This window comes from Nitrospirota bacterium (assembly GCA_040757335.1).
Lineage (GTDB): Bacteria > Nitrospirota > Nitrospiria > 2-01-FULL-66-17 > 2-01-FULL-66-17 > JBFLXB01.
Genome location: JBFLXB010000022.1, coordinates 19586 through 44410, shown reverse-complemented (window position 1 = coordinate 44410; position 24825 = coordinate 19586). Strand labels below are relative to the sequence as shown.

Here is a 24825-nt window from a genome sequence, read left to right as displayed (position 1 = left end):
GCGAGCCGGTGGGGGTTCCGCAACGCGCGCAGCGGTAATCAAGAAGGCTGCCGCCATCGGGAAGGACCAACAAGAGCACTTCGCGCGTAGGCGTGGCCTCTCGGCACTTGGGACAATACAGCGCCGAGGCCCGCAGTTCCTGGAACTGCTCCCCCCCCTGTGCCGGCGCCGAGGCATTGCCCGGCCTCGCCCCACGCGGTGAGGCGCCGTGACCCGCGCCCTGTTTCGCCGGCGTGGCGCCTAGCCCCGGAGCCCCTGGTGGTCGACGAGAGATCGGAAAGCGCATGGCGGGATTCTAGGAAAGCGCCTGGAGCAAGTCAAGCGGATCGCAACGGGCCAGTCCGGGCTCCAACACCCCCCTTTGCCGCACACTTCCTCGTTTCTAAAGGTTGTCGGGTAGACCCGGGTGTTGCCACCCGGGTCTACCCGACAAATCTTTAGCCAGGCCACAAGAACCGAGGGGTTGAGTAACGGGTCACGCGGCACCGAACATGCTCTGTTGCTCGAACTCACGGGCGTGCTCTGCGATATATCGCTTGACTCGTGCTGCGGCAGCGGCGGGAATCTCGTGCAAGAGGACATCGAGTTCCTGGCGCGACTTGAGCGTGACGAATATCTTCCGAGGCGATAAGTAGATCACGACCGGTTTTCCCGCTGCGACGAGTCGTGCCACGTTGACAATCGTTCCCGCGCTCTCGCCGTCCCACAGCATGAACCCATACTCCGCTTCGCGTGCCATCGCTGCGTCTTTGGCCGTGAAGAAGGCAAAATCCCGTGTTTCGTGCGGCGGCGCTACGGATCGCACGGCCCACTCACCAAGATTGTTTCTGCACGCGTCGGCTGTGCAAAATACGACAACCTTGTCGTATTGGCGGTCACTCAAATACTTCTGGATGGCCTTATCTGCGCCGTTGGCGTCACCTACCAACACGCTCAAGTGTTTCGCGATGATCTGATCGAGTCGCTTCCGAATCTCGGCGTTCAGGCGGGTCACTTTCCGCGACCCACCAGCAAAAACGCTCTTCATTGTCGCCTCGTTTGCGTAATCGCCAAGACGTGAACCGCGGTTGCCCCAGCGGATGTGAGTTGTTCTGCCACGGCGTTGATCGTCGCTCCCGAGCGAACCAGATCATCCAGTAGAAGGATGCGCTTGCCTGTTACCAATTTCGAGTCGGCCATGATGACGTGTTCCAGCGCCTGCCTTCTTTCTTCGTAGCTGTGGAGATTCTTGAGCTCAGATCCGCCAGTCTTCTTCACCGCATTCCGAACAACCGGCGTTTTGATCTTTGCTCCGAGGGCGTCCGCGATCTTGAAAAGAGGCTGCACCCGGCGGGCACGAGTAGGCGGGACAGGGACAATCATGTCCACGGCCTTTCGTTTCACTCTAATGAAATCCGCCATCGTGCTGACCAATTCGTCGAGAGCGGCATCGTCGCCTTGGTATTTTACACGGTAAAGAAGTTCGCCAATCTCTGTACGTTTCGTGTCGAATTGCTCATGGCCGTACTCGTCGTAGCCGATAAACTCGCTACCCGTAGAGTGGATATCAAGCGCATAACCGGTCGCCCAAGGTCCATGTAGTTGTTTCGGGTTTATCTTTGCCACGTTGTGCCCAAGCGGCACCCTGCCGTCACTGGGTACGACAGCGCCCCACGTATATGCCCGCCTGCCAAGAAAGTCAATTGCTGCTGGGTCGGCATACTATACACCCATGCTTAAACAGAAAAAGAATTCCGTCCCCATTCCCAAACAGGCCTTGGCGATGGCCAGCATGGATGCGTTATGATCGCCCCGTTGTGACCCTAGCAAAACGGCAGAGGCGCCCGGGGGCCTCCGGGCGGCTCCGGATCGGCGACGACTGGAACGCCATCACCATCATCGCGCTGTCTCAGAGCAACCCCTTGAAGGCGGTAGCCGAGTTCGTCGAGAACAGCATCGACGCCCGCGCCGGGCGCGTCACCATCACGCGCGGCCGGGATCACGGCGAGCACTATCTTGCGATCAGCGACGACGGCGACGGCATTCCGCGCGACGAGCAGGGGCTGCCCGACTTCCGCTACGTGGCGACGCACATCTGTGACTCGATCAAACGCCGGCTCAAGGCCCAGGGCGCGCAAGGCATCCAGGGCGAGTTCGGTATCGGGCTCTTGAGCTTCTGGACGGTGGGCGAGGAGCTGGCGCTAACCTCGACCAGCGCGGACGGAAGGGCCCACCAAATGCGCATGCGCAAGGGCGATCCGAATTACACGGTGATGCCGCGGCACACGCTCTTTCCGCACAAGGGCACGGAGCTCAAGATCAAGCCGCTGCTGCCCGGCATCCGCCAGTTCAGCGGGGAGAAGATCCAGTGGTATCTCGCCTCGGAACTGCGAGACCGCATCCGCCAGTCGGGCGTGAAGGTCACGATCATCGACCGCCAGGCGCGCCGCGAGTACCAGGTCGAGCCGCGGCGCTTCTCCGGCCGGTTGCTGCACGAACTGCCGCGCCCTGCGATCCCGCGCGGCGAGGTGTACCTTGAGCTGTACCTCTCCGTGCCGGACCCTGAGAACCGCGTGGGGCTGTATCGCTCCGGCACGCGCGTGCTGGCGGACATCGCGGAGCTCGATGCGTTCCGCGGCGCGCCGTGGAACGCAGGGTTCCTTCAGGGCATCGTGGATGCGCCGACGCTCAATCTCACGCCGGGCACGCGCAGCGGCATCATCCAGGACGCCGAATACGAGGCGTTCTGCTCGGCGTTGGCGCCGGTCGCGGCGCGGGTGTCGGAGCTCATCGAGGAACAACGCCGCGCGGAAGAGGAACGCGCCAGCCGCGACGTGCTGCGCACCATCCAGCGTGCGTTCCAGGAGGCGTTGATGGCCTTGCCGGCGGAGGAATACGACTGGTTCGACGTCGGGACGCGGAACGCGGCGGGCCCCCGTCGCCCGCCCGACGTGGTAGAAGGCGCCGTGATCACAGAGGAGGTCGACGATGTCGCGGTCGGCGACGCCACGACGGGGGACGGACAAAAGCAGTTCTTCGAATACGCCGGCCCGCTCTTCAGCGTGCGGATCGCGCCGACCTCCTGCGTGCTGCCCGTGAACCAATCGCGCACGCTGCGCGCAGTGGCGCGCGACCGCGCTCGCAGATCGGTCGAGGAGAATCTCTCGTGCCGCTGGACGATCGCCGAAGGCCAGGGGCGCATCGAGAACGCCGATGGCGAGATCGTCACGTTTCACGCCCCGGCGGACCCTGGACTGACCCGCCTGCAGGTCGCGGTGACTCAGGGCGAGGTCGTCTGCACGGCCGAGGGATTGGTCACGGTCACGGAGCAGCTCGTACCCGAAACCAAGGAGCCGGCCTCGACCAAACAGGGGCTCCCGGGCTACACCTTCCAGCGCGCGCCGGGCGAGCTGTGGCGTTCGCGCTACGACGCCCTGCAGAACGTCATTGTCATCAACAACGGCCACCGCGACTTCGTGTACTGCGCGCGCTCGCGCGCGCTGAAGCTCCGATACATCGCCCGGCTTTTCGCCAAGGAACTGGTCCTGAAGAACTTCCCCGGCCACTCCCCCCAGCAGTTGCTGGAGCGTATGATCGAGCTGTCGCTCTATACCGAGGAGAATCTCAAATAGCGACGGAGAAGACCGATGCAGGGTATTTCCGTGCTGGATAACGTGAGAGGGTCGTCGGCAGGTGGTGTTGACATGAAAAGTACCCTGGCCCGATTACCTATCTGTCCTCCAGCGTTGTGCGGCCACGCTGAACCGCATGTGCTTGTCCCGCTGGGCGGCTCGGCTTGGACTCAACGAGGCACTCGCATACATCCCCTCATCATCTTCGTCGGCCGATCGTACCTAAGACAGAGGAACCTGCCTTCTCGACGGACTGCTTGACCCTCGTAAAGCCACTCCTTAGAATGGGCCGCTGCTGCTCAGAGAATTGTTGGCCGGTTCGCCGGTTAGCCGGTTGCGGCTCGTCCTTCACCGGCGCACCGGACAACCGGCAAACTGGCCCACCGTTTCTATGCGGAGCCCCATGAGCTACCAAAAATCACAGAACCTGTTCACCCGCGCCCAGAGCTTGATCCCCGGAGGCGTGAACAGCCCGGTGCGGGCGTTTCGTTCCGTGGGACGCACGCCGCCGTTCATCCTCCGCGCCAAAGGCTGCCGGTTGTACGACGTGGACGGGCATTCGTATATCGACTATGTCGGCTCGTGGGGGCCCATGATCGTGGGGCACGCGCACCAGCAGGTGGTCAACGCCATCAAACGCGAGGCCAATCACGGTACGAGTTACGGCGCGCCCACTCCATTGGAGGTCCGGCTCGCCGAGATGATCGTAGCCGCGGTGCCGTCCATCGAAATGGTCCGGCTCGTGAGTTCAGGGACCGAAGCGGTAATGAGTGCGATCCGGCTCGCGCGAGCGGCGACCAAGCGCGACGCCATCATCAAGTTCGACGGCGGGTACCACGGCCACGCCGACAGCCTCTTGGTCAAAGCCGGCTCCGGCGTGGCGACGTTCGGGTTGCCCGACAGCCCGGGCGTGCCGGCCGACCTCGCCAAACACACCCTCACCGCTTCGTACAACGATTTGAGCGACGTGCGTCGACTGTTCGACGCGAATTCCGGCGCCGTCGCAGCCGTCATCGTGGAACCGATCGCGGGCAACATGGGCGTGGTTCCTCCTGCACCAGGATTTCTACAGGGGCTGCGGGAGCTAACGCGCGAACGCGGGGCACTGCTGATTTTCGATGAAGTGATCAGCGGGTTTCGCGCGTCCTACGGCGGAGCCCAGTCACTCTATGGCGTTGTCCCCGACCTGACATGTCTGGGGAAAATCATCGGCGGGGGGCTGCCGGTGGGCGCGTATGGCGGGCGGCGCGACTTGATGGAGATGATCGCGCCGGCCGGGCCCGTCTACCAGGCGGGGACGCTTTCCGGCAACCCGTTGGCGGTGAGCGCGGGCATCGCGACCCTCAAACTCCTTCAAAAACCCAAGGTCTACGAGGTCTTGGAGGCGCGCAGCGCCGCGCTCGCTGACGGCCTCGCGGAGACCGCAAAATCTGCCGGCGTCTCGGTACAGATCAACCGCGCGGGGTCGGTACTCACCGTGTTCTTCACCGCTACCCCGGTTCGCGACTACGCCACGGCCAAGACCGCGGATACCACGCGATTCGCCCGCTTCTTCTCCGCCATGCTCGACGCGGGCGTATATCTGCCTCCCTCGCAGTTCGAAGCGTGGTTCGTCTCCCTCGCGCACACGGAGAGGGAAATCGAACGGACGCTCAAGGCCGCACGCCCCGCGTTCGCCGAGATCGCGACGTAAGGAACCCCGAGACGGGGATCGGGGCCGACCTTCCGAACCCCTCGACAGGACGAAGGAAATTGACAGTCCGGCCGACGGCAGATACTTTTTGCTGGTATGGCCGACTCTCCAGCCGAACCGGCGCCACTCCCCCCTATTGATTCCGTAGATCCCGCAACGCCCCGGTTCGAACGCTCCACGCGGGACGACCGTTCACCGCCGAGAACCCGCTGCCGGACGTCGCATCTCACGTACTTTTTTCTCGCGGGATTGGCCCTGTTGACGGTCCTGCTCGGGCTGTACACGAGCCAATGGGTCTCGCGGATCCATGCACAGTCGGTCGCCGAACACCAACGCTGGGCCGACCGCTTGGAGACCTACGACCAGCTCCGTAACCTGGCGAGCGCCGTGAATACGCCGGCGAGAAACGTCTTCGATGCCCGCCCGGTCCCGCCCGAACGCATCACCCTCGACGCGGCCCGGATGCAATTCGACGCGGCGCTGGACGCGGCCAGGCGCGATCTCCGGTCCAATGCGCCGTCGCCCCCTACGGAGCAACTCCTGCGGGACCTCGACGCCCTCCAGCTCACCGTCGAGGACATGACCGCGGAAGTCAGCCTGGTCCTGGCCAACGTTGAACGGAGAGACGCCGTCAAGGCCGGACGACGGTTGGCCACTCTCAACCGCAAGTACGAACGGGTGCAAGACGTTCTCAGCCGACTCACCCGACGGGCTCAGGCGGTCCAGACCGCTCGCCTCGTGGAGCAGCACGCGGCTGTGGACGCTGTCCGGCGGCTCGAGTGGATCATCGCGGCCCTCGTGACGCTGACGGTGGCCGGCGCCACGTCGTACGGCGTGTACCGATCCAAACGGGCCGCCCTCGCGGCCAGGGTACGAGAACACGCGCATCGCCTCGACGCTGCGCTGCAAAGCGAACAAGCCTTTCGCACGCTCGTGGAGCACGGGAGCGACGTGATCTTGGTGGTCGACCGGACTTTGGCCGTCCGGTACGCCAGTCCGTCCGCCACTCCGGTGTTGGGGTTTGACGCCGGGGAGCTGCGGAGCCGCCCCGTGATCACACTGATTCACCCGCAGGACGCTTCCCGCGTGTCGGAGCAATGCTGCCGCACCTTCGACGCACCGGGCTCCCGGTTCACGCTCGAGTGTCGGGTCCAACATGCCGACGGATCCTGGCGAACGGTGGAGCTCGTGGGTCACTCCGCGGTACACGCGCCGTTCGCCGCCGCGGAAGCCGTCCGGCTCATCCTCAACGCGCGGGACGTCACCGAGCGACACAACGCGATGCGAGCCGTCGAGGTCTCCGAACAGCGCTATCGGGGACTCGTCGAGACCATGCACGAGTTGGTGATCGAGATGACCCCGGATGGCCTGGTCCGATTCGTCAACCGCACGATGGGCGTGGCCACGGGGCACACCGAGGCCGAGCTCATCGGGTCGAACTTCTTTTGCTATGTGCACCCGGACGATCTCGCCCAAACCGTCAACCACTTCGAACGGCTGTGCCAGCACCGTCAGCCGATTCGTCACTACGAGTATCGGCTCCGCAAGCGGGACGGCAGCTACCTGCACCTGGCGACCAACAGCGACCCGATCTGTGATGAGGACGGGCGTCTGAAATCCGTGGTGCAGGTCTGTTTCGATCTAACCCAACACCGGCTGGCCGAGGAAACCATCCGGCGGCTCGCCTACCACGACCCGCTCACGGACCTCCCCAATCGCGCGCTCCTGCTTGACCGTCTCGCCCGGATTATCGGCGACGCGCACCAACCCTCGCAACCAGTCGCGTTGGTGATGATGGATCTCGATCACTTCAAGGACATCAACAACACCTTGGGTCACCACCACGGCGATGTCCTCCTGCAGCAGCTCGCCATCCGGCTCGCCGGCCTAGTCCGCCAGTCAGATCTGGTCGCGCGGCTGGGGGGCGATGAGTTCGCCCTCGTGCTCCCCGACACCAACCGCGAAGGCGCCGTGCAGGTTGGGGAAAAGATTCGCGCGGCGCTCACCGCCCCGTTCGACGTGGAGGCGTTGTCCATGACGGTCGAGGCCAGCATCGGCATCGCGGTGTTTCCGGAGCACGCGACCTCCCCCGACGTCCTGCTCCAACGGGCGAACGTCGCCATGTACGCGGCCAAGGAAAGCCGCAGCGGGCTCGCCGTATACGCCTCGGAACACGATCATTACAACCCCTGGCGCCTGGCGCTGATGGGAGAGCTTCGCTTCGCCATCGAACACGAGGAACTGGCGCTCTTCTTTCAACCCAAGATCCACATGGCGACGCGTCGCGTCATCGGCGTGGAGGCCCTCGTACGATGGAACCACCCCCACCGCGGCATGGTCTCTCCGGACGAGTTCATTCCACTGGCCGAGCAAACCGGGCTCATCAGACCGTTGACCCGCTGGGTGCTGTCCGCCGCGCGCGCGCAAGAGGCTCGATTGCGGCAAGCGGGATACCGCCTGACCGTGGCGGTGAACGTGTCTGCCCGGACGCTTCATGACGCGGCGCTCGCCGAGTTCATCGCCACCCTCTTGCATCCGGGACAACCGTCCTGGTTGGAACTGGAAATTACCGAAAGCGCGATCATGGCGGATCCCGCTCGATCATTGGACGTACTCCAGAAACTCCACGAGATGAAAATTCCCCTGGCGATCGACGACTTCGGAACGGGCTATTCCTCCCTGGCGTATCTCAAGAAACTTCCGATCGGCACCATCAAGATCGACAAGTCCTTCGTCAAGAATCTGGCCACCGACGACAACGACGCCGCGATCGTGCGCTCCACGATCGAGATGGGACATCACCTGGGTCTGATCGTGGTCGCCGAAGGCGTCGAAACCGCGGACGCGTGGGACCATCTGGTCCGGTTGGGCTGCGACTCGGCTCAGGGATATTATGTCTGTCGGCCGATGCCGGATCGGGACCTCGATCGGTGGTTACACAACGCACCATGGCAGATCGATCGCCTCACCGATCCGGCGCGCGCCGCCTAGCACGGCCTATCGGAGCAGTTCGGCGGCGAGTCGCTGGTACACCTCAAAATCCGCCGCGGAAAAACAGCAGAACACGACTTGATCCAACCATGCGTCGGCCGCCAGGAAGGTCCCCACCTCTGTCAGCGCCACCCGCGTCGCCGCCTCGACCGGGTACCCGTACGCGCCGGTTGAAATCGCGGGGAACGCGATCGTCTTGAGCCCACGGGTTACTGCGAGCGACAAACTGTTGCGATAACACGCCGCGAGCAGTTCGGGCTCTCCCTGGTCTCCCCCGCGCCAGACCGGTCCCACCGCGTGGATCACGTACTTGGCCGGCAGCCGATGGCCTTTCGTGATCTTGGCCTCACCCACCGCAGCCCCGCCCAGCGTCCGACACTCGGCCTTGAGCTCAGGGCCCGCGACCCGATGGATCGCACCGTCGACCCCACCCCCGCCGAGCAGCGAGGGGTTGGCGGCGTTGACGATCGCGTCCACCGCCAGCGTCGTGATGTCGCCCTGGACGATCTGCACACGGCCGCCAAGGTACTTCACGGCGGAGATCCCGATCCGGTTCGCAATGAACGACCGCTCATGTTTGACAGCTCCCCGACTTACCGGTACGTTCACATATCATGCGCGCCACGTCGGTCGCAAGGGACGTCCGGTTATGGGCGGCGTGAACTGGCTCACCCTGCGTACCCGTCTTATCCTGCTGCTCTCGAGCGTTGCGTTGCTGGCAACGTTCATCGGCTACCTGAGCAACGCCGGTCGCGTGGTGGCGGTGTTGCTGACCGCGGGGTTGGCGGTGGTGGCGATCGAGTGGCTCTTTTCCAAACGGATCACCCGCCTGGCCAACGCGGTCGCGCACCTGCATCACGAGGCCCGCCCGACACCCGCGCGTTCGGTGTCAGGGCTGGACGAACTGGATCGCATCGGCGTCGCGGTCGACGACCTGGTCGCCGCCCTCCGACAACGCCAAGCCGAACAGCACGTCAGCGAAGCCCGGTTGACGAATATCGTCAACATCGCGTCAGACGCCATCATCTCCATCGATGAGCAGCAGCGTATCGTGCTGTTCAACCACGGGGCCGAACAGATCTTCGGGTTTCGTGCCGAGGAGGTGATCGGGCAACCGCTGGACCGCCTGATGCCGGATCGATTCGCCAAGCCCCATCGCGACCACGTGCGCGCATTCGGTTCGGGATCGGTCGCCGCCCGACGAATGGCCGAGCGACAGGAAATCATCGGACGCCGCAAAGACGGGACCGAATTTCCGGCCGAAGCCACCATTGCCCGCACGAGCGAAGAAGGCCGGATTCTCTATACCGCCATCCTCCGCGACGTCACCGAGCGCGATCACACCGAACGCATGATCCGCCAGATCGCCGAGGGCGTGTCCGCCGTCACGGGCTCCGCGTTTTTTCGAACGCTCCTGCAACACCTGGCCCAGACGTTGGAGGTGGAGTACGCGTTCGTCGGCGGTTTCGTCGCGGGGCGGGATGACCGCATCCGGACGCTTGCGGTCCTGGCCGACGGCCAGTTTGTGGACAATTTCGAGTACGACCTTGGCGGCACGCCGTGCGAGCGCGTCGTGGGCCGAGACCTGTGCGTGTATGCCGATCGGGTGCAGGAGCGTTTTCCCGAAGATCGCTTGCTGGTGGAGATGGGGGCCGAGAGCTACATGGGCGTCCCCCTGTTCGGTTCCTCGGGACAGGCGATCGGGCTGCTGGCGGTCTTGGGGCGTAAACCGATCCGGAACACCCCGTTCGGAGAGTCACTATTTCGCCTCTTCGCGGTCCGCGCCTCGGCCGAGTTTGAACGTCAGCAAATGGTGGACCAACTCGCCGGTGCACTCAAAGAAACCGAACACGTCATGGAGACCATTCCTGACGTCCTGTACATACTGGATCTCAACGGGCGCTTGATCCGATGGAATCCGAAAGCGGAATCGGCGACGGGACGGCCCCGGGCTGAGCTGGACCGGTTGCCGTTGATCGACCTGATCGTGCCCGACGAACGCGTGAGCGCTCTCGACGCTATCCAGCGCGGACTGGTCGAGGGCCGGGCTGAAGTCGAGGCCCGCCTCCTGCGAACCGACGGAACCTCCACCCCGTACCATTGGAGCTGTGCGAGCCTCAGAGACAGCCAGGGGCGCGCGACCGGCCTCGTGGGAATCGGAAGAGACGTTTCCGACCGCCGGCACGCGGAAGCAACGATCCGGCAACTCGCGTACTACGATTCGCTGACCATGCTGCCCAATCGGACCATGGTCCACGAGCGGCTCGCGCAAGCCGTCCAGGCCGCGGAACGCCGCCAGGCACCGGTGGCCTTCCTGCTCATGGACCTCAACGACTTTAAGAACGTCAACAACACGCTCGGCCACCGTCACGGAGACCTGCTGCTGCAACAAATCGGTCCCAGGCTCCGCGACATTCTCCGTCAATCCGACACCGTGGCTCGCCTCGGAGGGGACGAGTTCGCGCTGCTGTTGCCCGACACCGATCTGGAGGGCGCGCTGCGCGTCGCCAAGAAAGCCCACCAGGTCCTCCAAAACCCGTTCAACCTGGAGGGCCTCAGTATCAGCGTGGAGGCCGCCATCGGGATCGCTCTGTTCCCGGACCATGGCACCAACGCCTCGATCCTCATGCAGCGAGCCGACGTGGCGATGTACGCGGCCAAACAGAGCGGCATGGGATCGACGGTCTACGACGCGGACCGCGACCATTACAGTCCCCGGCGGCTCGCGTTGATGGGAGAACTGCGCTACGCCATCGAACACGACGAGCTGACTCTCTATTATCAACCGAAGATCCATATGCAGACGCGGCGCGTGATCGGAGTGGAAGCACTGGTCCGATGGAAACACCCGCACCGAGGAATGATCCCTCCCGATGACTTCATCCCGTTGGCGGAACGCAGCGGTTTGATCCGTCCGCTCACCTTGTGGGTGCTGTCCACCGCGTTGGATCAGGCTCGGAAATGGGAGCAGGAGGGATACCAACTGAGCGTGGCCGTGAATCTCTCGGCCCGAAACCTGCTGGACGCGCAGATCCCCGACCATTTGACCGACCTCCTGCGCCGCGCGGGTGCGCCGGCCAATCGCCTCGAGTTGGAAATTACCGAAAGCACCATCATGGCGGATCCGGCCCGTGCACTGGAGGTCCTGACCAAGCTGCACGGCATGGACATCCCCCTCGCGATCGACGACTTCGGAACCGGGTACTCCTCGCTGGGGTATCTCAAGCGGCTCCCGGTCTCGGCCGTGAAGGTCGACAAGTCGTTCGTCAAGAACATGGAAGCCGATGACAACGACGCCATGATCGTGCGGTCCACCATCGAACTGGCGCACAACCTCGGCTTGCAGGTCATTGCCGAGGGCGTAGAAACGTCCTATCTTTGGGATCGGCTGGCTTCGCTGGGCTGTGACGCCGTGCAGGGGTATTACATCAGTCAGCCGATGTCGGCCGACGCGCTCAGCCGGTGGTTCGTGGATTCTCCGTGGCAAGTGGCCGTGGTCCCACCCGCGTCCAAACCCAAGGCCGCGTGAGTCGGCGCGATCCGGCGCGCGTCGACCCGCTAGCGAGACTGCAGCCAGCGCGACAAGGCGTCGCCCTGCGCCGCCTTGAACGCGACGCCAACGTCGATGAATTCAAGGGTCTGGGTCAGGGCTCTGGCCGCGGACTCCACCCGATTCGCGGGGTCGGAGAAAAAGACGGCGACTTCTGACCGCCAGTCGGCCCGCCACAACCCTTGCGTCGCCTGGATGACGCGGCTCGCACCCACCGGGCCGATCTTCTCCCGCAGCGGTCGCCACTGCTGTTTGAGAAACTCCCACGCGAGAGCCTGCGCCGCGGGACGAGCCAACAACACTCGAAACGGTTTCCACGCGTCCTGGCCGCGCACCTCGCCCGACAGCAGCCACTCCAAGAGACGCTGAACCAGCGGCCGCTGTGGGAACTCGGCCAACGTCGTGAGGAACCGGTCGCGGTCTTCGGGCGTAACCGCGCGTCGCCAGGCCGCCAGATACGAGTCGAACCGCATCTCGTCTCCGAACCGCGCCCCCAGTCGCACCACGCTGGACGTCAGGGTGGGCTCCAATGACGACGCGTCCTTGAGATAGGCCTCTACCCGACGATCCACTTCGCCGTGCACCGCGGGATCAGAGACCACCGCGCCCATGAGCCACAGCGTCGCGGCGCGCGTGAGCCGCACCTCGTCGTCCTCCGCCCCGTGACCGCCCCATCCCAGCCGTGCCCACAAGGGCGCGGCTATTTCCGCTGCCACCTTGGCAAACGCCGGCTGGTCGTCCGGCGCCACCAGACGTTCCGCCAGCGTCTCGAGGTACCCAGCGAGCGCCTCCACCACCACCCGGGTGTCGTCCCCGCGACACGCGAGCAGGGTGGCCATCAACGCGTCCACGGACGCGTCACCCGCCTCCGCAGCCGCCCATGCGTGGCTGAGCAGGCCGACGCGCTCCGGGGGAGTCAGGTGTTGCAGGCCCGCTGCCAGCAGCATCCGCTGGAGTTCCGCGTCGTATTCGACGCGGTAGAACCCCGACTCGCCTCCGTTGGCATAAAGCCACCGCACCGCACCGCTTCCGGGCAACCGCACGGCCGCGTCAATCCCGTCCAGCAGGACCCGATGGGCGTGTAACCCGGCCTCGTCCTCGTAGCGGATAACCGCAGGAACGCGCCATCGGCCCGCCACGGGGTGGCGCCGGCCGTGGACCGACCAGCGGCGTTGCCCCAACGCAATGATTCGACGATCCGGGGATGCGGAGCGGACGCTGAGGACCGGATAGCCCGCTTGGGACAACCAATCGTGCGCGAGCGCGCCGACCGGACGGCCCGACGCGCCCTCGAGCTCCCGCCACAGATCCGCGGCCACCGTGTTCGCAAATTGGTGGCGTTTCATGTACGCGCGGATCCCCGTCCGAAACGCGTCCTCACCCAAGAACTGTTCAAACATCTGCAGCACCGCCGCGCCCTTCTCATACGTCAGCGGGTCGAACATGGCTTCGATCTCGGCCGATGAGGCCACCGCCGCCACGATCGGGCGCGAACTGTCCAGACTGTCCAGCGCGAGCGGCACCTGCTTTTCGAGCTCGAACTCCTCCCACGAGCGCCACCCCGGTCGCCACTGATCCACGATTTTGCACGCCAGCCAGGTGGCGAAGGCCTCGTTGAGCCACAGATCGTCCCACCACGCCATGGTGACCAAATTGCCGAACCACTGATGCACGATCTCGTGGACGATCACGTTGGCCACGACTCGTTGGGTGGCGGTGGACGCGCGTCGGGGGTCCACCAGCAGCCGTGAATCGCGAAAGAAGATCGCGCCCCAATTCTCCATCGCACCCATCGCGAAGTCCGGCACCGCGATCAGATCCAACTTCGGGTAGGGATACGGCAGCGCGAAGTACTCGTTGAGCAAGGGGAGCGTGGCTGCGGTCACGTCGAGCGCAAAATCCGCCAGCGCCAACTCGTGGGGGAGCGCCCACACCGCCACCTCGGTCCCGGCGACCATTCGGCGTTTGGGGGACAACCGGCCCACGGCGATCGCCAGCAGGTAGGTGGACATCACCGGGGTTTCCGCGAATCGCACGGTGTTGGTGGCGCCGTGGTTGGTCTCCGACACCGCGGGCATGTTGGACAAAATAGTCAGGTGGCTGGGCGCCGTGACTTCGACTCGAAACGCGGCTTTGAACGCCGGTTCGTCGAAACACGGGAAACACCGTCTCGCGTCGGTGGGTTCGAACTGGGTGAACGCGTAACGCTCCTCCACCCCGTTCACCACGGCCTTGGCCAGGTACAAGCCCTTCATCTGTTGGTTGAGCGCTCCGGAAAACGCGATGTCCAACACCGCGGGACCCAAGGCGAGGAGCTCCGGCGCGGTTAAGATCAGCGTGTTCGTCGATCGATCGAGCGCCGGGACGAGCGGGAGACTGCGGTGTTCGATCCGAAGCGAGGCGCTGTGGATAATCAGGTCCTGCGCGTGAAGCACGAGTTCGCGGGTGGAGGCGTCCACGCGGACCGCGATCGACACGCGTCCGGAGAACCGACCCTCGTCGGGCCGAATGTCCACGGCCAGATCGTAGGTCACGGGCCGCACGGTGGGCGGGAGGCGGCCCGAGGACGTATCAGTGCTCACGCGACCATCTCGTCAAAGCCGGCGTATTATCGCAAAATGCATTGCCGCGAGCAAACCCCGCCTCGGCGCCGTCCGTGCCCCGGGTTCGCGCCCGGAAGCCGCGTCGTTGCCCTCTTGATTCCGCCACGGTACAGGCGTAGGATGCCCGGCCGAAAGCCGCGCTTCCATCCGGAGGTAGCCCATGGCGCAACGCCTCGGTGAACTCTTGTGCGCGCAAGCCCGCCTGACCCCGCAGGCGCTCGGTCGTGGGTTGGAGGAACAGCGCCAACACGGCGGTCTGTTGGGTGAACAACTCATCGCCCTCAAGCTGCTGGAGCCCGCCGCGCTCTCCGCCGCGCTCGCGCGTCAAACCGACCTCCAACGCGTCGAGTACGAGCAGACCATCCCGAGTCTCGCCGCGGAGGCGTCCCGCGGACGAGCCGGGGACGGCACCGCCCCGCCGCCGCTGGTACGGCTGGTGGACGGGCTGATCGGGTACGGCGTCGTATGCCAGGCCAGCGACATCCACCTGGAGCCGACGGGCGAAGCCACGCTCGTGCGGTATCGGGTCCACGGCCTGCTCACGTCCGCGTTCAGGTTGCCCAAGGGGCTGCACCCCGCAGTGGTGTCGCGCGTGAAGATTCTCGCCTCGCTCGACATCGCGGAACGCCGCCTCCCCCAAGACGGCGCGGTTCGCGGTCGCCACGCGGGACACGCCGTGGATCTGCGGATCTCCTCCTTGCCCAGCCAACACGGCGAAACCGTGGTGATCCGCATCCTCGATCACTCCCGGCAACTCTTGAGTCTCGGCGCGTTGGGGCTGACGGCCCGCGAGGCGGACGCCATTCACGCCATCCTCGCACGCCGCAAGGGCATCATCCTGGTGACGGGGCCGACCGGCAGCGGGAAGACCACGACGCTGTACGCCATGCTCAACGCGATCCGGGACGGCACCACGAATATCGTGACGGTCGAAGACCCGATCGAGTACTCGGTCCCGGGCGTCAACCAGGTGCAAGTGCACGGTGACAGCGGGCTGACGTTTGCGCGGGCGCTGCGCGCGATTCTACGCCAGGACCCCGATGTCGTCTTGATCGGAGAGATTCGGGACGGAGAGACCGCGGAGATCGCGTACCGCGCCGCCATGACCGGGCATCTCGTTCTTTCCACGCTGCACACCAACGACGCGCCGGCCACCGTCGCTCGCCTGACCGATCTCGGCGTGCCGCGTTTCCTGGTGGCCGCTCACACCGCGGGAATCTTGGCGCAACGTTTGGTGCGGGCCCTCTGCTCCGCCTGTCGCACGCAAGAACGCCCCGCGCTCGCGCACGCGCTGCACTTGGGTCTGCCTGCATCCGCGGCCGACGACCCGACGTGGTGGCTGCCGGCCGGCTGCCCCGCGTGCGCAGGGACCGGGTACCGGGCGCGCATCAGCCTATTCGAGTCCTTGTTGCCTTCCCGCGAGTTACGCGAACACATCGCCGCCGGCGCTCACGAGCAGAGTCTCCGTATGGCCGCGTTGCGGTCGGGGATGGTCTCGCTGCTCGCCGCCGGGTTGACCAAGGCCCGCGAAGGCCTCACGTCGTTGGAAGAGTTGGGGCGAGTGTTGGAGCCGGACGACGGCGCGCCGCCCCTCTGCGAGGCGTGCGGCCAGATCAGACCGGGACCCACGCCTCACTGCCCGTTCTGCGGGGCGCGGGCCGCAGGCATGTGCAGGGCGTGCGGGGCGGTGGTGGCGCCGTCCTGGACCCACTGCGCCTCCTGCGGTACGGCCCGCTGAAAACGTCCATCTGCGGCGTTGCCGCTGTGCTTCCGGTGCTCTCGTACGACCCAGTACGCTGCGCTCCGGTTCTCGCGGCGCCTTGCAGATGGAACGTTTTGAGCGGGCCGCAGGTCCTCAACGAATTTTTAACGCCTCTCGTTGAGGACCTGAAGTTCCTAGCCACCGTTCCGGAAATGTTCGTATCCGATACGGGGGAGCGGGCGGCGGCCTTTCGCGTCGATCACGGCGAGGCCGCGGCGGGCTGGCGTCACGCGACCGATGACGGTCAAGGGCGCGTCGGTAGCGACAAGACGTTTGGCACGACCAAGTTGGCGCGGCGGGACGGTTACGAGCAGTTCAAAGTCTTCACCTCCGCCCAAGGCGTAGTTCGTCGCCTCACGTCGCGCCACGGTCGCATGGGCGCGCAACGCGGCCGAGAGCGGAAGCGCTGTCAGATCGATCTCCACGCCCAGGCCGCTCGCCTCGCAGAGTCGCCTGACGTCGGCGGCCAGGCCGTCGGACAGGTCGATCGCCGAGGTGGCTAGACGCTGCTGCGCGAGGCGGGTGCCGATTTCCAGTCTGGGCGTGGGACGCTGGTGACGGTCGATCAACCAGCGCGCGTGTGTTTGCGCAAGGCCTCGCGGCACTCGTTGTCCGCGACCCAGCAGATCCAACCCCGCGGCCGAATCGCCCAGCGTGCCGGTGACGCACAGCAGATCCCCCGGACGCGCGCCGGAGCGCGTGAGCGCCCGGCCGCGTGGGACCTCGCCGATCACCGTCACCGCGATCGACCAGCAGGGCGCCGCGGACACGTCCCCTCCGGCCAGCACCACGCCGTACCGCCTGGCCGCGCGCCCCAGTCCCCGATAGAGCGCCTCCGCGTCGCGAACCCGCGCCAGCGCCGGAAGCGACAACGCGACAAAAAACGCGACCGGCCGACCGCCCATGGCCGCGATATCGCTCAAGTTGACGACCAGCGCCTTTTCCCCCAACCGCTCGAACGGCCAAACCAGCCGCTTAAAGTCCACACCCTCGACCAGAACATCCGTCGTGACCAGCAGGTCAGTCCCAGCCTGCGACGTCAGCACCGCGGCATCATCACCGACCCCGATGCGCAAGCGAGGAGAGGTTGTGGGACACAGTCGAACCAGGCGATCAATGAGCCCAAACTCGCCCAATCGCCCGAGACTATCTTTCACCGATGCTTTCCACAGCGCGCATACATCTGCGCGCTGTGAGCCTGTTCAGGAGCGGGCCAGATGCAAGGCGCCGCGAGCGCCCGCACCGCAGCGTACTGGGTGCGTACGTGAGGAGCGGACGCGCAGCGGCAACGCCGCAGATGGCCCCTCATGGACAGGCTAAGCGTTGATGGGGAGAGAGCGACTCTGGCGCGCCGGACTCGGCCGCTGCGTCCGCGGCTTGGCCATCCGAAACCCCCGCAGCGCGACCGGCAACACGTCGTCCATGGTTTCGGCGAACACAAGGTGCAAGCCCTGCTTGACGTGTTTGGGCACGTCTTCGAGGTCCTTTTCGTTGCGCTTCGGGATGATCACGGTCTTCACCCCCGCCCGCTTGGCCGCGAGGAGCTTTTCCTTGAGCCCCCCGATCGGCAACACGCGGCCGCGCAGCGTGACTTCGCCCGTCATGGCCACGTCGTGCCGGACCGGATTCTCGGTGAACACCGAGGCCAGGGCGGTGGCCATGGTGATGCCCGCTGAAGGCCCGTCCTTGGGAATCGCGCCCGCGGGCACGTGGATGTGGACGTCGAGCTTGCCGAACACGTCGGGTTTGACGCCGATCTCGTGCTGGCGGGACTTGATGTAGCTGAGCGCGGCCTGCGCGGACTCCTTCATGACGTCGCCCAGGTGACCGGTGAGCGTGAGCCCGCCCTTGCCCTTCATGGTGGTGGCTTCGATGTAGATGATGTCGCCCCCCGACTCGGTCCACGCCAAACCCGTGGCCACGCCGAGCTCGTCGTGTTCCTGCTCGGCCTCGGGCAGGTGTTTCGGTATCCCCAGATAGGATTGCAGGCTCTTGGGGGTGATGATGTACTGTTTGACCTTCCCTTCCGCGACCTTGCGGGCCACCTTACGAAATACGTTGGCGATCTCGCGCTCGAGATTCCGCACGCCGGCCTCGCGAGTGTATTGCGCAATGATCATCCGCAGCGCGGTCTCGGTGAGGTCCACGTGTTTCTCCGAGATCCCGTGTTCGCTCAACTGGCGCGGAATGAGATAGTTCTTGGCGATGCCGACCTTTTCCTCTTCGGTGTACCCGGAGATGTCGATCACTTCCATCCGGTCGCGCAACGGACCGGGGATCGGGTCGAGCAGATTCGCCGTGGTGATGAACATGGTGTTGGACAGGTCGAACGGCACGCCCAGGTAGTGATCGGTAAACGCGTGGTTCTGCTCCGGATCCAGCACCTCCAACAGGGCCGCCGCGGGATCGCCGCGGAAGTCCATGCCGATCTTGTCCACCTCGTCCAGCATGAACACGGGGTTGTTGGACCCCCCTTGCTTGATGCCTTGGATGATCCGGCCCGGCAACGAGCCGACGTACGTGCGCCGGTGCCCGCGGATCTCGGCCTCGTCGCGCACCCCGCCCAACGACATGCGGACGAACTCGCGGCCCAACGCGCGCGCGATCGACTTGCCCAGCGAGGTTTTGCCCACCCCGGGCGGGCCCAAAAAACACAGGATCGGACCCTTCATCTTTTGCTTCATCTTGCGCACCGCGAGGAATTCGAGGATGCGTTCTTTGACCTTCTCAAGGTCATAGTGATCGGCGTTGAGCACCTTTTCCGCGGCCGGGATGTCCAGGTTGTCCTTGGTCTTCTTGCTCCACGGAATCTCGACCATCCATTCCAGATACGTGCGGATCGTGGCGGCCTCGGCCGAGTCGGGGTGCATCTTCTCCAGCCGTTTGAGTTGTTTGTCGGCTTCTTTGAACACCTTCTCCGGCATCTTGGACTGCTTGATGCGCTTGCGGAACTCATTGATCTCTTCGGCGCGTTCATCGACGTCGCCCAGCTCTTTTTGGATCGCTTTGAGCTGTTCGCGCAGAAAGTACTCGCGCTGGCTGCGGTCCATCTCGCCCTTGGCTTCGGCCTGGATCTTCTGCTGCATGGACAGCAGCTCGATCTCCTTGTTGAGGATCTCGTTCACGCGCCGAAGCCGCGCCACCGGATCCAGGATCTCCAAGACCTCTTGGGCCACGTCCACCTTCAGCCCCAGGTTGGAGGCGATCATGTCGGCCAAGCGGCCGGGTTCGTCGAGGTTCTCGATGACCACCATGATCTCGGGCAACATCAACTTGCCGAACGCGATGATCTTTTCGAGTTGCTCCTTGACCGTCCGCATCAGCGCCTCGATCTCGAGGCCGATCTCCGGGACGAGCGCGTCGGGCAGCTTTTCGGTCTGGACCGAATAGAACGGGGAGGTCTGGGCGTAGTCGAGCACGCGGACCCGGGTGAGCGCCTGCACCAGGATCTTGATCCGGCCGTCGGGCAGCTTGAGCATCCGCATGATCATCCCGACCGTCCCGACCGCGTACAGGTCCTTGGGCTGGGGATTCTCCACGTCCAGCGCGCGTTGGGCCACCAACAGCACCAGGCGGTTGCCGGCGAGCGCCTCGTCGATGGCCTTGATCGACATCTCGCGGCCCACGAACAGCGGCAACACCATGTGCGGGAACACCACCAGATCCCGCACCGGGAGCATCGGCAACTGGCTGGGGATCTCGACCTGCTGGCCTTCTTGATCAAGGGTCTGTGTCACGCCTGAAGTCTCCTTCACGAGTGCGCTGAGCCGCAAAGCTCCTTCGGTTGGGCTTCTCTATCCTTCCTGCACCGAAATCTCGATCGCTTTCTGCCTTCGGTCCGGGATCTTGGGGAACGTGACGGTGAGCACGCCGCGTTCGTACCGCGCGACCGCCGCGTGGGGGTTGACCGGAATCGGCAGATGCACCACACGGTGAAACGCCGCGGAATTGCGTTCCACCCGTAGGTAACAGCCGCGTCCCGCGTCGCGGCCCGTCTGCCGAGTGCCCTCCAGGGTCAGGTTATTCTGCGAGACCACGATCCGCAAGTCCTGGACCACCGCGCCGGGAAGATCCACCGTCACCACCAACCCGTCAGGGATCTCGTAGAGATCAAGGAGCGGCGTGTTGGGCGCTTCCGGCTCCGGCAGGATGGGCCGCGCCAACAGGCGCTCGGTCGTTGTCCGTACCGCGGGTTCCTGCTTGCCCATTCCGAGCCTCCTGCACGACACCACGCCGGCCGCGTACCGTTCCCGCGGACCAGGCGCGTGGGCCACCGGGGCGGTCCCGGTTCGAGAACCGCCCGTCGAGTTATCCCAACCGCAGTTGCTCCAGATACTTCCGGAACGCCGGCCCCAGCTCGGGGCTCTTGAGCCCGAATTCCACCGTGGCTTTCAGAAACCCCAACTTGTCCCCGGCGTCGTGCCGCTGGCCGTCGAGGATCTTTCCATACAGCCGACCTTGCCGCGCCAACACGCGCAGGGCGTCCGTCAACTGGATCTCGCCGTTTCGCCCCGGCTCCGTGCGCTCAAGAATGTCGAAAATATCCGGGGTGAGCACGTAGCGGCCGATCACGGCCAGGGTCGAGGGGGCTTGCTCCGGCGCGGGTTTCTCGACCAGATCCGAGATGTGATAGACCCCCGGTTTGATCTCGCGTCCCTGGATGATGCCGTACTGATTCACTTCCTGCCGCGTCACCGGCTGCAGCCCGATCACGCTCACGCCCACCTCGTGGTACATGGTGATCAACTGTTGGATCGCGGGCAGCGGGTGGTCGATGATGTCGTCGCCCAACAAGACCGCAAATGTTTCGTTGCCCACCCCGGGTCCGGCCTGCAGGACCGCGTGCCCCAATCCCTTGGCCTCACGCTGACGCACGTAGATGAACCGCGCCAGACCCGTGATCTGTTGGATCTCCTCGAGTTGTTTGTGCTTGCCCTGGCCCCGCAGCGTGGACTCCAACTCGAACGCCACGTCGAAGTGATCTTCGATCGCGCGTTTCCCGCGGCCGGTCACGATGATGATGTCTTGGATCCCCGCGGCCACCGCCTCCTCGACCACGTACTGGATGAGGGGCTTGTCCACAAGCGCGAGCATCTCTTTGGGCGAGGCCTTGGTGGCAGGAAGGAACCTGGTACCGAGCCCCGCGGCCGGGATGACGGCCTTCACGATGGGTGAGGCATTCATCAGACGCTGATTCTAGGTGCGCCCGGAGTGAAAGTCAACGAAGATGGGTCCGCGCCCGCAGGTCGACCATGATATCCGCCACCACGCGCTGGATCTCGCGCTTCGGCCGTCTGCCGTCGACCACATAGTCCGCGACGCGCCGCTTTTTGGCCAGCGGCCACTGGCTCTTGATCCTCGCCAGAGCCTCGGCGCGCGTCAGGCCGTCGCGCGCGGCCAAGCGGGCCAACTGCGTGCGCTGGTCCGCGCTCACCACCACCACCGCGTCCATGCGGCGGTACGCGCCGCTCTCGATCAGGAGCGCCGCGTCGAACACCACCACGGCATCGGGATCGCGGGAGGCGATCTCGGCCGCCACCCGGCGTTCGGCCGCGAACACGAAGGGGTGGACGATCGCTTCCAGACGTTTCCGGCGCTTGGCGTGGCCAAAGACCAGGGCGCCCAACTTGGCGCGATCCACCACATTGTTCGGCGCCACGTCTCGGCCGAACGCGCGCGCCACCGCGCGGGCGCCCGGTGAGCCCGGCGCAAGCGCCGCGCGGGCGAGTTGGTCCGCGTCGATCACGTAGGCGCCCAGGTCACGAAACATCGCCGCGACCGTGCTTTTGCCGCAGGCGATCCCGCCGGTCAAACCGACCTTGATCATCGCGGGCGCAGTGTAGCACGGATTTCCGGGACGCGGCCGTTGATCATGACGCGAGGGAGGGCGTACAATTCGGCGCCGCACATGCGACCGACCGACCCACGCTCGACCCATCTCCGCGCCCAGTGGTTCGCCCGAATCGACGCCGCGTGACCCGATCCCGTCAGGGGTCGCACCGAGTACGCCGGACGCTGGCGGGGGTCATCCTTGCAATCGCCGGCGTCACGGCCGCCTACGGGACGTACGTATACCTGACGTTGCCCGACGTGCGTCCGCTCAAGACCAAGAACCCGACCACCACCGCGTTCATGGCGTTGCGCGAACAGGAGTACACCAAGCGTGACGGCCGGAAACCGCGCAAGCACCAAACATGGGTGCCGTTCCGTCGCATCTCGTCGCACCTGGTCAACGCGGTCCTGCTGGCGGAGGACGCGGGCTTTTACCACCACGACGGGGTGGATTACCACGAGCTCTGGGAGTCCCTGAAGATCAATTGGCGCAACCGAAAGGTCCAACGAGGCGCCAGCACCATCACCCAGCAGCTCGCGAAAAACTTGTACCTGTCGCCGGAGCGCACGGTCACCCGCAAGTTCCGCGAGTTGCTCATCACCCGACGCCTCGAACAGGAACTGGGCAAACGCCGGATCTTAGAGCTCTATCTGAACGTGGTGGAATGGGGTCCGCATCTGTACGGCGTGGAGCAGGCCGCGCAAACCTATTTCAGCGTCTCCGCGCGGGAGCTGACGCCCGCGCAATCCGCGACGCTCGCGGGCATGCTGATCAACCCGATTCGGCACACCCCGCTCGCGCCCTCCTCCCGGCTCGCGCGCCGTAAGCGCATCATCCTGGATCGCATGGTGCGGTACGACAAGATCACCCAAGAGGAGTACCGCATCGCGCTGGGCCTGACGCTGCCCGCCCCGGACCGCCCGGCACCGGAGGCAGAGCCCACGCCGGTGGCGCAGCCGACGGTGGTGGAGCCCCCCGACGACGAGCTGGCCGAGGATGACGCCGCGCCCGAGCCGCCCCTCGACGCCGTGGTCCCGCCCATGGAACTCGCCGAACCCCCGGCCGAACTGACCGAACCGCCGGCGGCCGATGGACCCGGCGGCGGGTAGCAACGCCTATCTCCTTTGTGCTAGGATTAATTCGTTTTAAATCGGGAGGGTGACCGCCCAAGGTTAACCCCCGCGACTCCGGTTCGTGGGAGGCGACGTGCTCTTCGCAGCGCTCGGCTCAACCGACCGTTTCTCCGCACCCAACCCACAGCCACCACCTTGCGCGTGCGCGCGCCGCGCATCGCTCCGCGCCGACCCGAGGCGACGCGGGCGTTATCGGGCCGTTTGGAGCCGCACCGGCTCCGGCCCGAGGTCTGCTCGGAAGGGAGGAATGCCGTATGGGGATGCGGCTCTATGTGGGCAATCTATCGTTTGCGGCCTCTGACGGCGATCTGCGCGAGCTGTTCGGCCAGGTCGGTCAGGTCCAGTCCGCCAAAGTCATCACGGATGTCTACACCGGCCGGTCGCGCGGCTTCGGGTTCGTGGAGATGGCCACGCGCGACGAGGGGCAGAAGGCGATCGACCAGTTCAACGGCACGCCGCTCAAGGGCCGACCCATCATCGTAAACGAAGCGCGGCCGCCCGCGCGCCGCCAGGGCAACGACTCCAGCGCCACGGGGCCCTCGCCGAATACCTGACTCATCGGCGCACGCGCCTCTACCCGGCTTCGGCCCCTCCATCCCCCCGGCGTTTTCCCGAATCGCTTACGCGCACCTATCACTTCTTGATCCCCGCCTCTAACTTTCTTTTCCGGTGGCGTTCTTCCGCGGCCACTGGCCGCTGAGAATGGGGCAGATGCAAGGCGGAGCGAGCACCGGAGCGCAGCGTACTGAGTCTGTACGTGAGGCGAGTGGCGCCACGAAGAAGTGGCGCCAAGCCACGAGCGCCGCCGAGACGGTGAGGCGGCCGTGGCACCTTCAAGAGAGCGACAACGCCGCAGATGCCCCGTTATCAGCGGCCAGATTGACACAAGCAAGGCAATGATGCTACCACCACCCCATGTCACGCTCCCCCGCCCTCCCCGCCCCTGCCGAAAAAGAGCGGGCTGTCCAGCGCATGTTTTCCGCCATTGCGCGCTGGTACGACCTCAACAACACGGTCTTGTCGCTGGGTCTTCACCACCGGTGGAAACGCGAGGCCGTAGAGATGACCCAAGCCAAACCCGGAGACCGCGTGCTCGACCTGTGCGCGGGCACGTGCGACCTCGCGATCTTACTCGGGGACGCGGTCGGTGCGGACGGGCGCGTCACCGCGTGCGACCTCAATGCGGAGATGTTGGAGATCGGCCGACAGAAGATCCGCAAACGCAGGCTGGACGACCGGATCACCTGCGTGCTGGGAAACGCGGAATCCCTGCAGTTCGCGGATAAGACGTTTGACGTCTTGACCGTGGCGTTCGGCCTGCGCAACGTCACGCAGCTGAGCATGGCCCTGGCGGAGATGCATCGCGTGCTCAAACCCGGAGGCCGTGCCGTGTGTCTGGAGTTCTCCCAGCCGACGAACGCGGCGTTTCGCAGGGCGTACGACTTCTACTCGTTCTCGCTCTTGCCCAAGATCGGCACCTGGATCGCTCGTGACCGTACTGGGGTGTATCAATACCTGCCCGACTCGATCCGCCATTTCCCGGACCAGGAGCGCTTTGCCGCCATGTGGCGGCAGACAGGCTTTCACGGCGTGCGGTACGTGAACCACTCCGGCGGCATTGTGGCGCTGCACATCGGGGTGAAATGAGC

General features: G+C 65.1%; 17 protein-coding genes. 8 read left to right on the top strand and 9 right to left on the bottom strand.

Features of this window, described 5'->3' with window-relative positions:
* Positions 1-475: 475 nt before the first annotated feature.
* Positions 476-1027 (bottom strand): hypothetical protein, encoded by a 552-nt coding sequence (locus AB1451_11975; GenBank protein MEW6683620.1) that lies wholly within the window; start codon positions 1025-1027, stop codon positions 476-478.
* On the bottom strand, positions 1024-1605 hold the full coding sequence (locus AB1451_11970; protein ID MEW6683619.1) for a phosphoribosyltransferase family protein: 582 nt from the start codon (positions 1603-1605) through the stop codon (positions 1024-1026). Before AB1451_11970 ends, AB1451_11975 begins: the two co-directional genes overlap by 4 nt.
* 191 nt (positions 1606-1796) lie before the next feature.
* Here AB1451_11970 and AB1451_11965 point away from each other — a divergent pair, with 191 nt between their 5' ends.
* From AB1451_11965 to AB1451_11955, 3 genes are all read left to right on the top strand, one after another.
* Positions 1797-3611, top strand: coding sequence for an ATP-binding protein (locus AB1451_11965; GenBank protein ID MEW6683618.1), 1815 nt, complete (start codon positions 1797-1799; stop codon positions 3609-3611).
* A gap of 403 nt (positions 3612-4014) precedes the next feature.
* Positions 4015-5304 (top strand): glutamate-1-semialdehyde 2,1-aminomutase, encoded by a 1290-nt coding sequence (gene hemL / locus AB1451_11960; GenBank protein ID MEW6683617.1) that lies wholly within the window; start codon positions 4015-4017, stop codon positions 5302-5304.
* A 258-nt stretch (positions 5305-5562) separates the two neighbouring features.
* Complete coding sequence (locus tag AB1451_11955; protein ID MEW6683616.1) at positions 5563-8295, top strand: EAL domain-containing protein; 2733 nt, start codon at positions 5563-5565, stop codon at positions 8293-8295.
* A gap of 6 nt (positions 8296-8301) precedes the next feature.
* On the opposite strand, the gene AB1451_11950 is transcribed toward AB1451_11955, so the two are convergent.
* Positions 8302-8829 carry an O-acetyl-ADP-ribose deacetylase gene (locus tag AB1451_11950; protein ID MEW6683615.1) on the bottom strand — a complete coding sequence of 176 codons (528 nt, stop codon included), beginning with the start codon at positions 8827-8829 and terminating at the stop codon, positions 8302-8304.
* Between the two features lie 115 nt (positions 8830-8944).
* Here AB1451_11950 and AB1451_11945 point away from each other — a divergent pair, with 115 nt between their 5' ends.
* Positions 8945-11824, top strand: a complete 2880-nt coding sequence (locus tag AB1451_11945; GenBank protein MEW6683614.1) for an EAL domain-containing protein — start codon at positions 8945-8947, stop codon at positions 11822-11824.
* A 29-nt stretch (positions 11825-11853) separates the two neighbouring features.
* Here AB1451_11945 and AB1451_11940 read toward each other — a convergent pair whose 3' ends face one another.
* Complete coding sequence (locus AB1451_11940) at positions 11854-14427, bottom strand: M1 family metallopeptidase (GenBank protein MEW6683613.1); 2574 nt, start codon at positions 14425-14427, stop codon at positions 11854-11856.
* Positions 14428-14608: 181 nt separating this feature from the next.
* Between AB1451_11940 and AB1451_11935 the strand changes: the two genes are divergently transcribed.
* Positions 14609-16186, top strand: a complete 1578-nt coding sequence (locus tag AB1451_11935; protein MEW6683612.1) for an ATPase, T2SS/T4P/T4SS family — start codon at positions 14609-14611, stop codon at positions 16184-16186.
* Between the two features lie 158 nt (positions 16187-16344).
* Here the strand turns inward: AB1451_11935 and thiL are convergent, their stop codons facing one another.
* The 5 genes from thiL to coaE form a co-directional block, all read right to left on the bottom strand.
* Positions 16345-17367: a thiamine-phosphate kinase gene (gene thiL, locus AB1451_11930; protein ID MEW6683611.1), complete on the bottom strand. Its 1023-nt coding sequence runs from the start codon at positions 17365-17367 to the stop codon at positions 16345-16347.
* A gap of 159 nt (positions 17368-17526) precedes the next feature.
* Complete coding sequence (gene lon / locus AB1451_11925; GenBank protein ID MEW6683610.1) at positions 17527-19890, bottom strand: endopeptidase La; 2364 nt, start codon at positions 19888-19890, stop codon at positions 17527-17529.
* A gap of 114 nt (positions 19891-20004) precedes the next feature.
* The gene (locus tag AB1451_11920) at positions 20005-20418 is read right to left on the bottom strand and encodes an Hsp20/alpha crystallin family protein (protein ID MEW6683609.1); all 414 of its coding nucleotides are present in this window, start codon (positions 20416-20418) and stop codon (positions 20005-20007) included.
* Between the two features lie 100 nt (positions 20419-20518).
* Positions 20519-21394: a UTP--glucose-1-phosphate uridylyltransferase GalU gene (galU, locus tag AB1451_11915; protein ID MEW6683608.1), complete on the bottom strand. Its 876-nt coding sequence runs from the start codon at positions 21392-21394 to the stop codon at positions 20519-20521.
* Positions 21395-21428: 34 nt separating this feature from the next.
* On the bottom strand, positions 21429-22037 hold the full coding sequence (coaE, locus tag AB1451_11910) for a dephospho-CoA kinase (GenBank protein MEW6683607.1): 609 nt from the start codon (positions 22035-22037) through the stop codon (positions 21429-21431).
* Between the two features lie 146 nt (positions 22038-22183).
* Between coaE and mtgA the strand changes: the two genes are divergently transcribed.
* The 3 genes from mtgA to ubiE all read left to right on the top strand — a co-directional run bounded on the left by mtgA (position 22184) and on the right by ubiE (position 24823).
* Complete coding sequence (gene mtgA / locus AB1451_11905; protein MEW6683606.1) at positions 22184-23152, top strand: monofunctional biosynthetic peptidoglycan transglycosylase; 969 nt, start codon at positions 22184-22186, stop codon at positions 23150-23152.
* A gap of 278 nt (positions 23153-23430) precedes the next feature.
* A complete protein-coding gene (locus AB1451_11900) occupies positions 23431-23730 on the top strand; it encodes an RNA-binding protein (protein ID MEW6683605.1) in 300 nt (99 codons plus the stop codon).
* 361 nt (positions 23731-24091) lie between these two features.
* Positions 24092-24823 (top strand): bifunctional demethylmenaquinone methyltransferase/2-methoxy-6-polyprenyl-1,4-benzoquinol methylase UbiE, encoded by a 732-nt coding sequence (gene ubiE, locus AB1451_11895; GenBank protein ID MEW6683604.1) that lies wholly within the window; start codon positions 24092-24094, stop codon positions 24821-24823.
* Positions 24824-24825 lie beyond the last annotated feature (2 nt).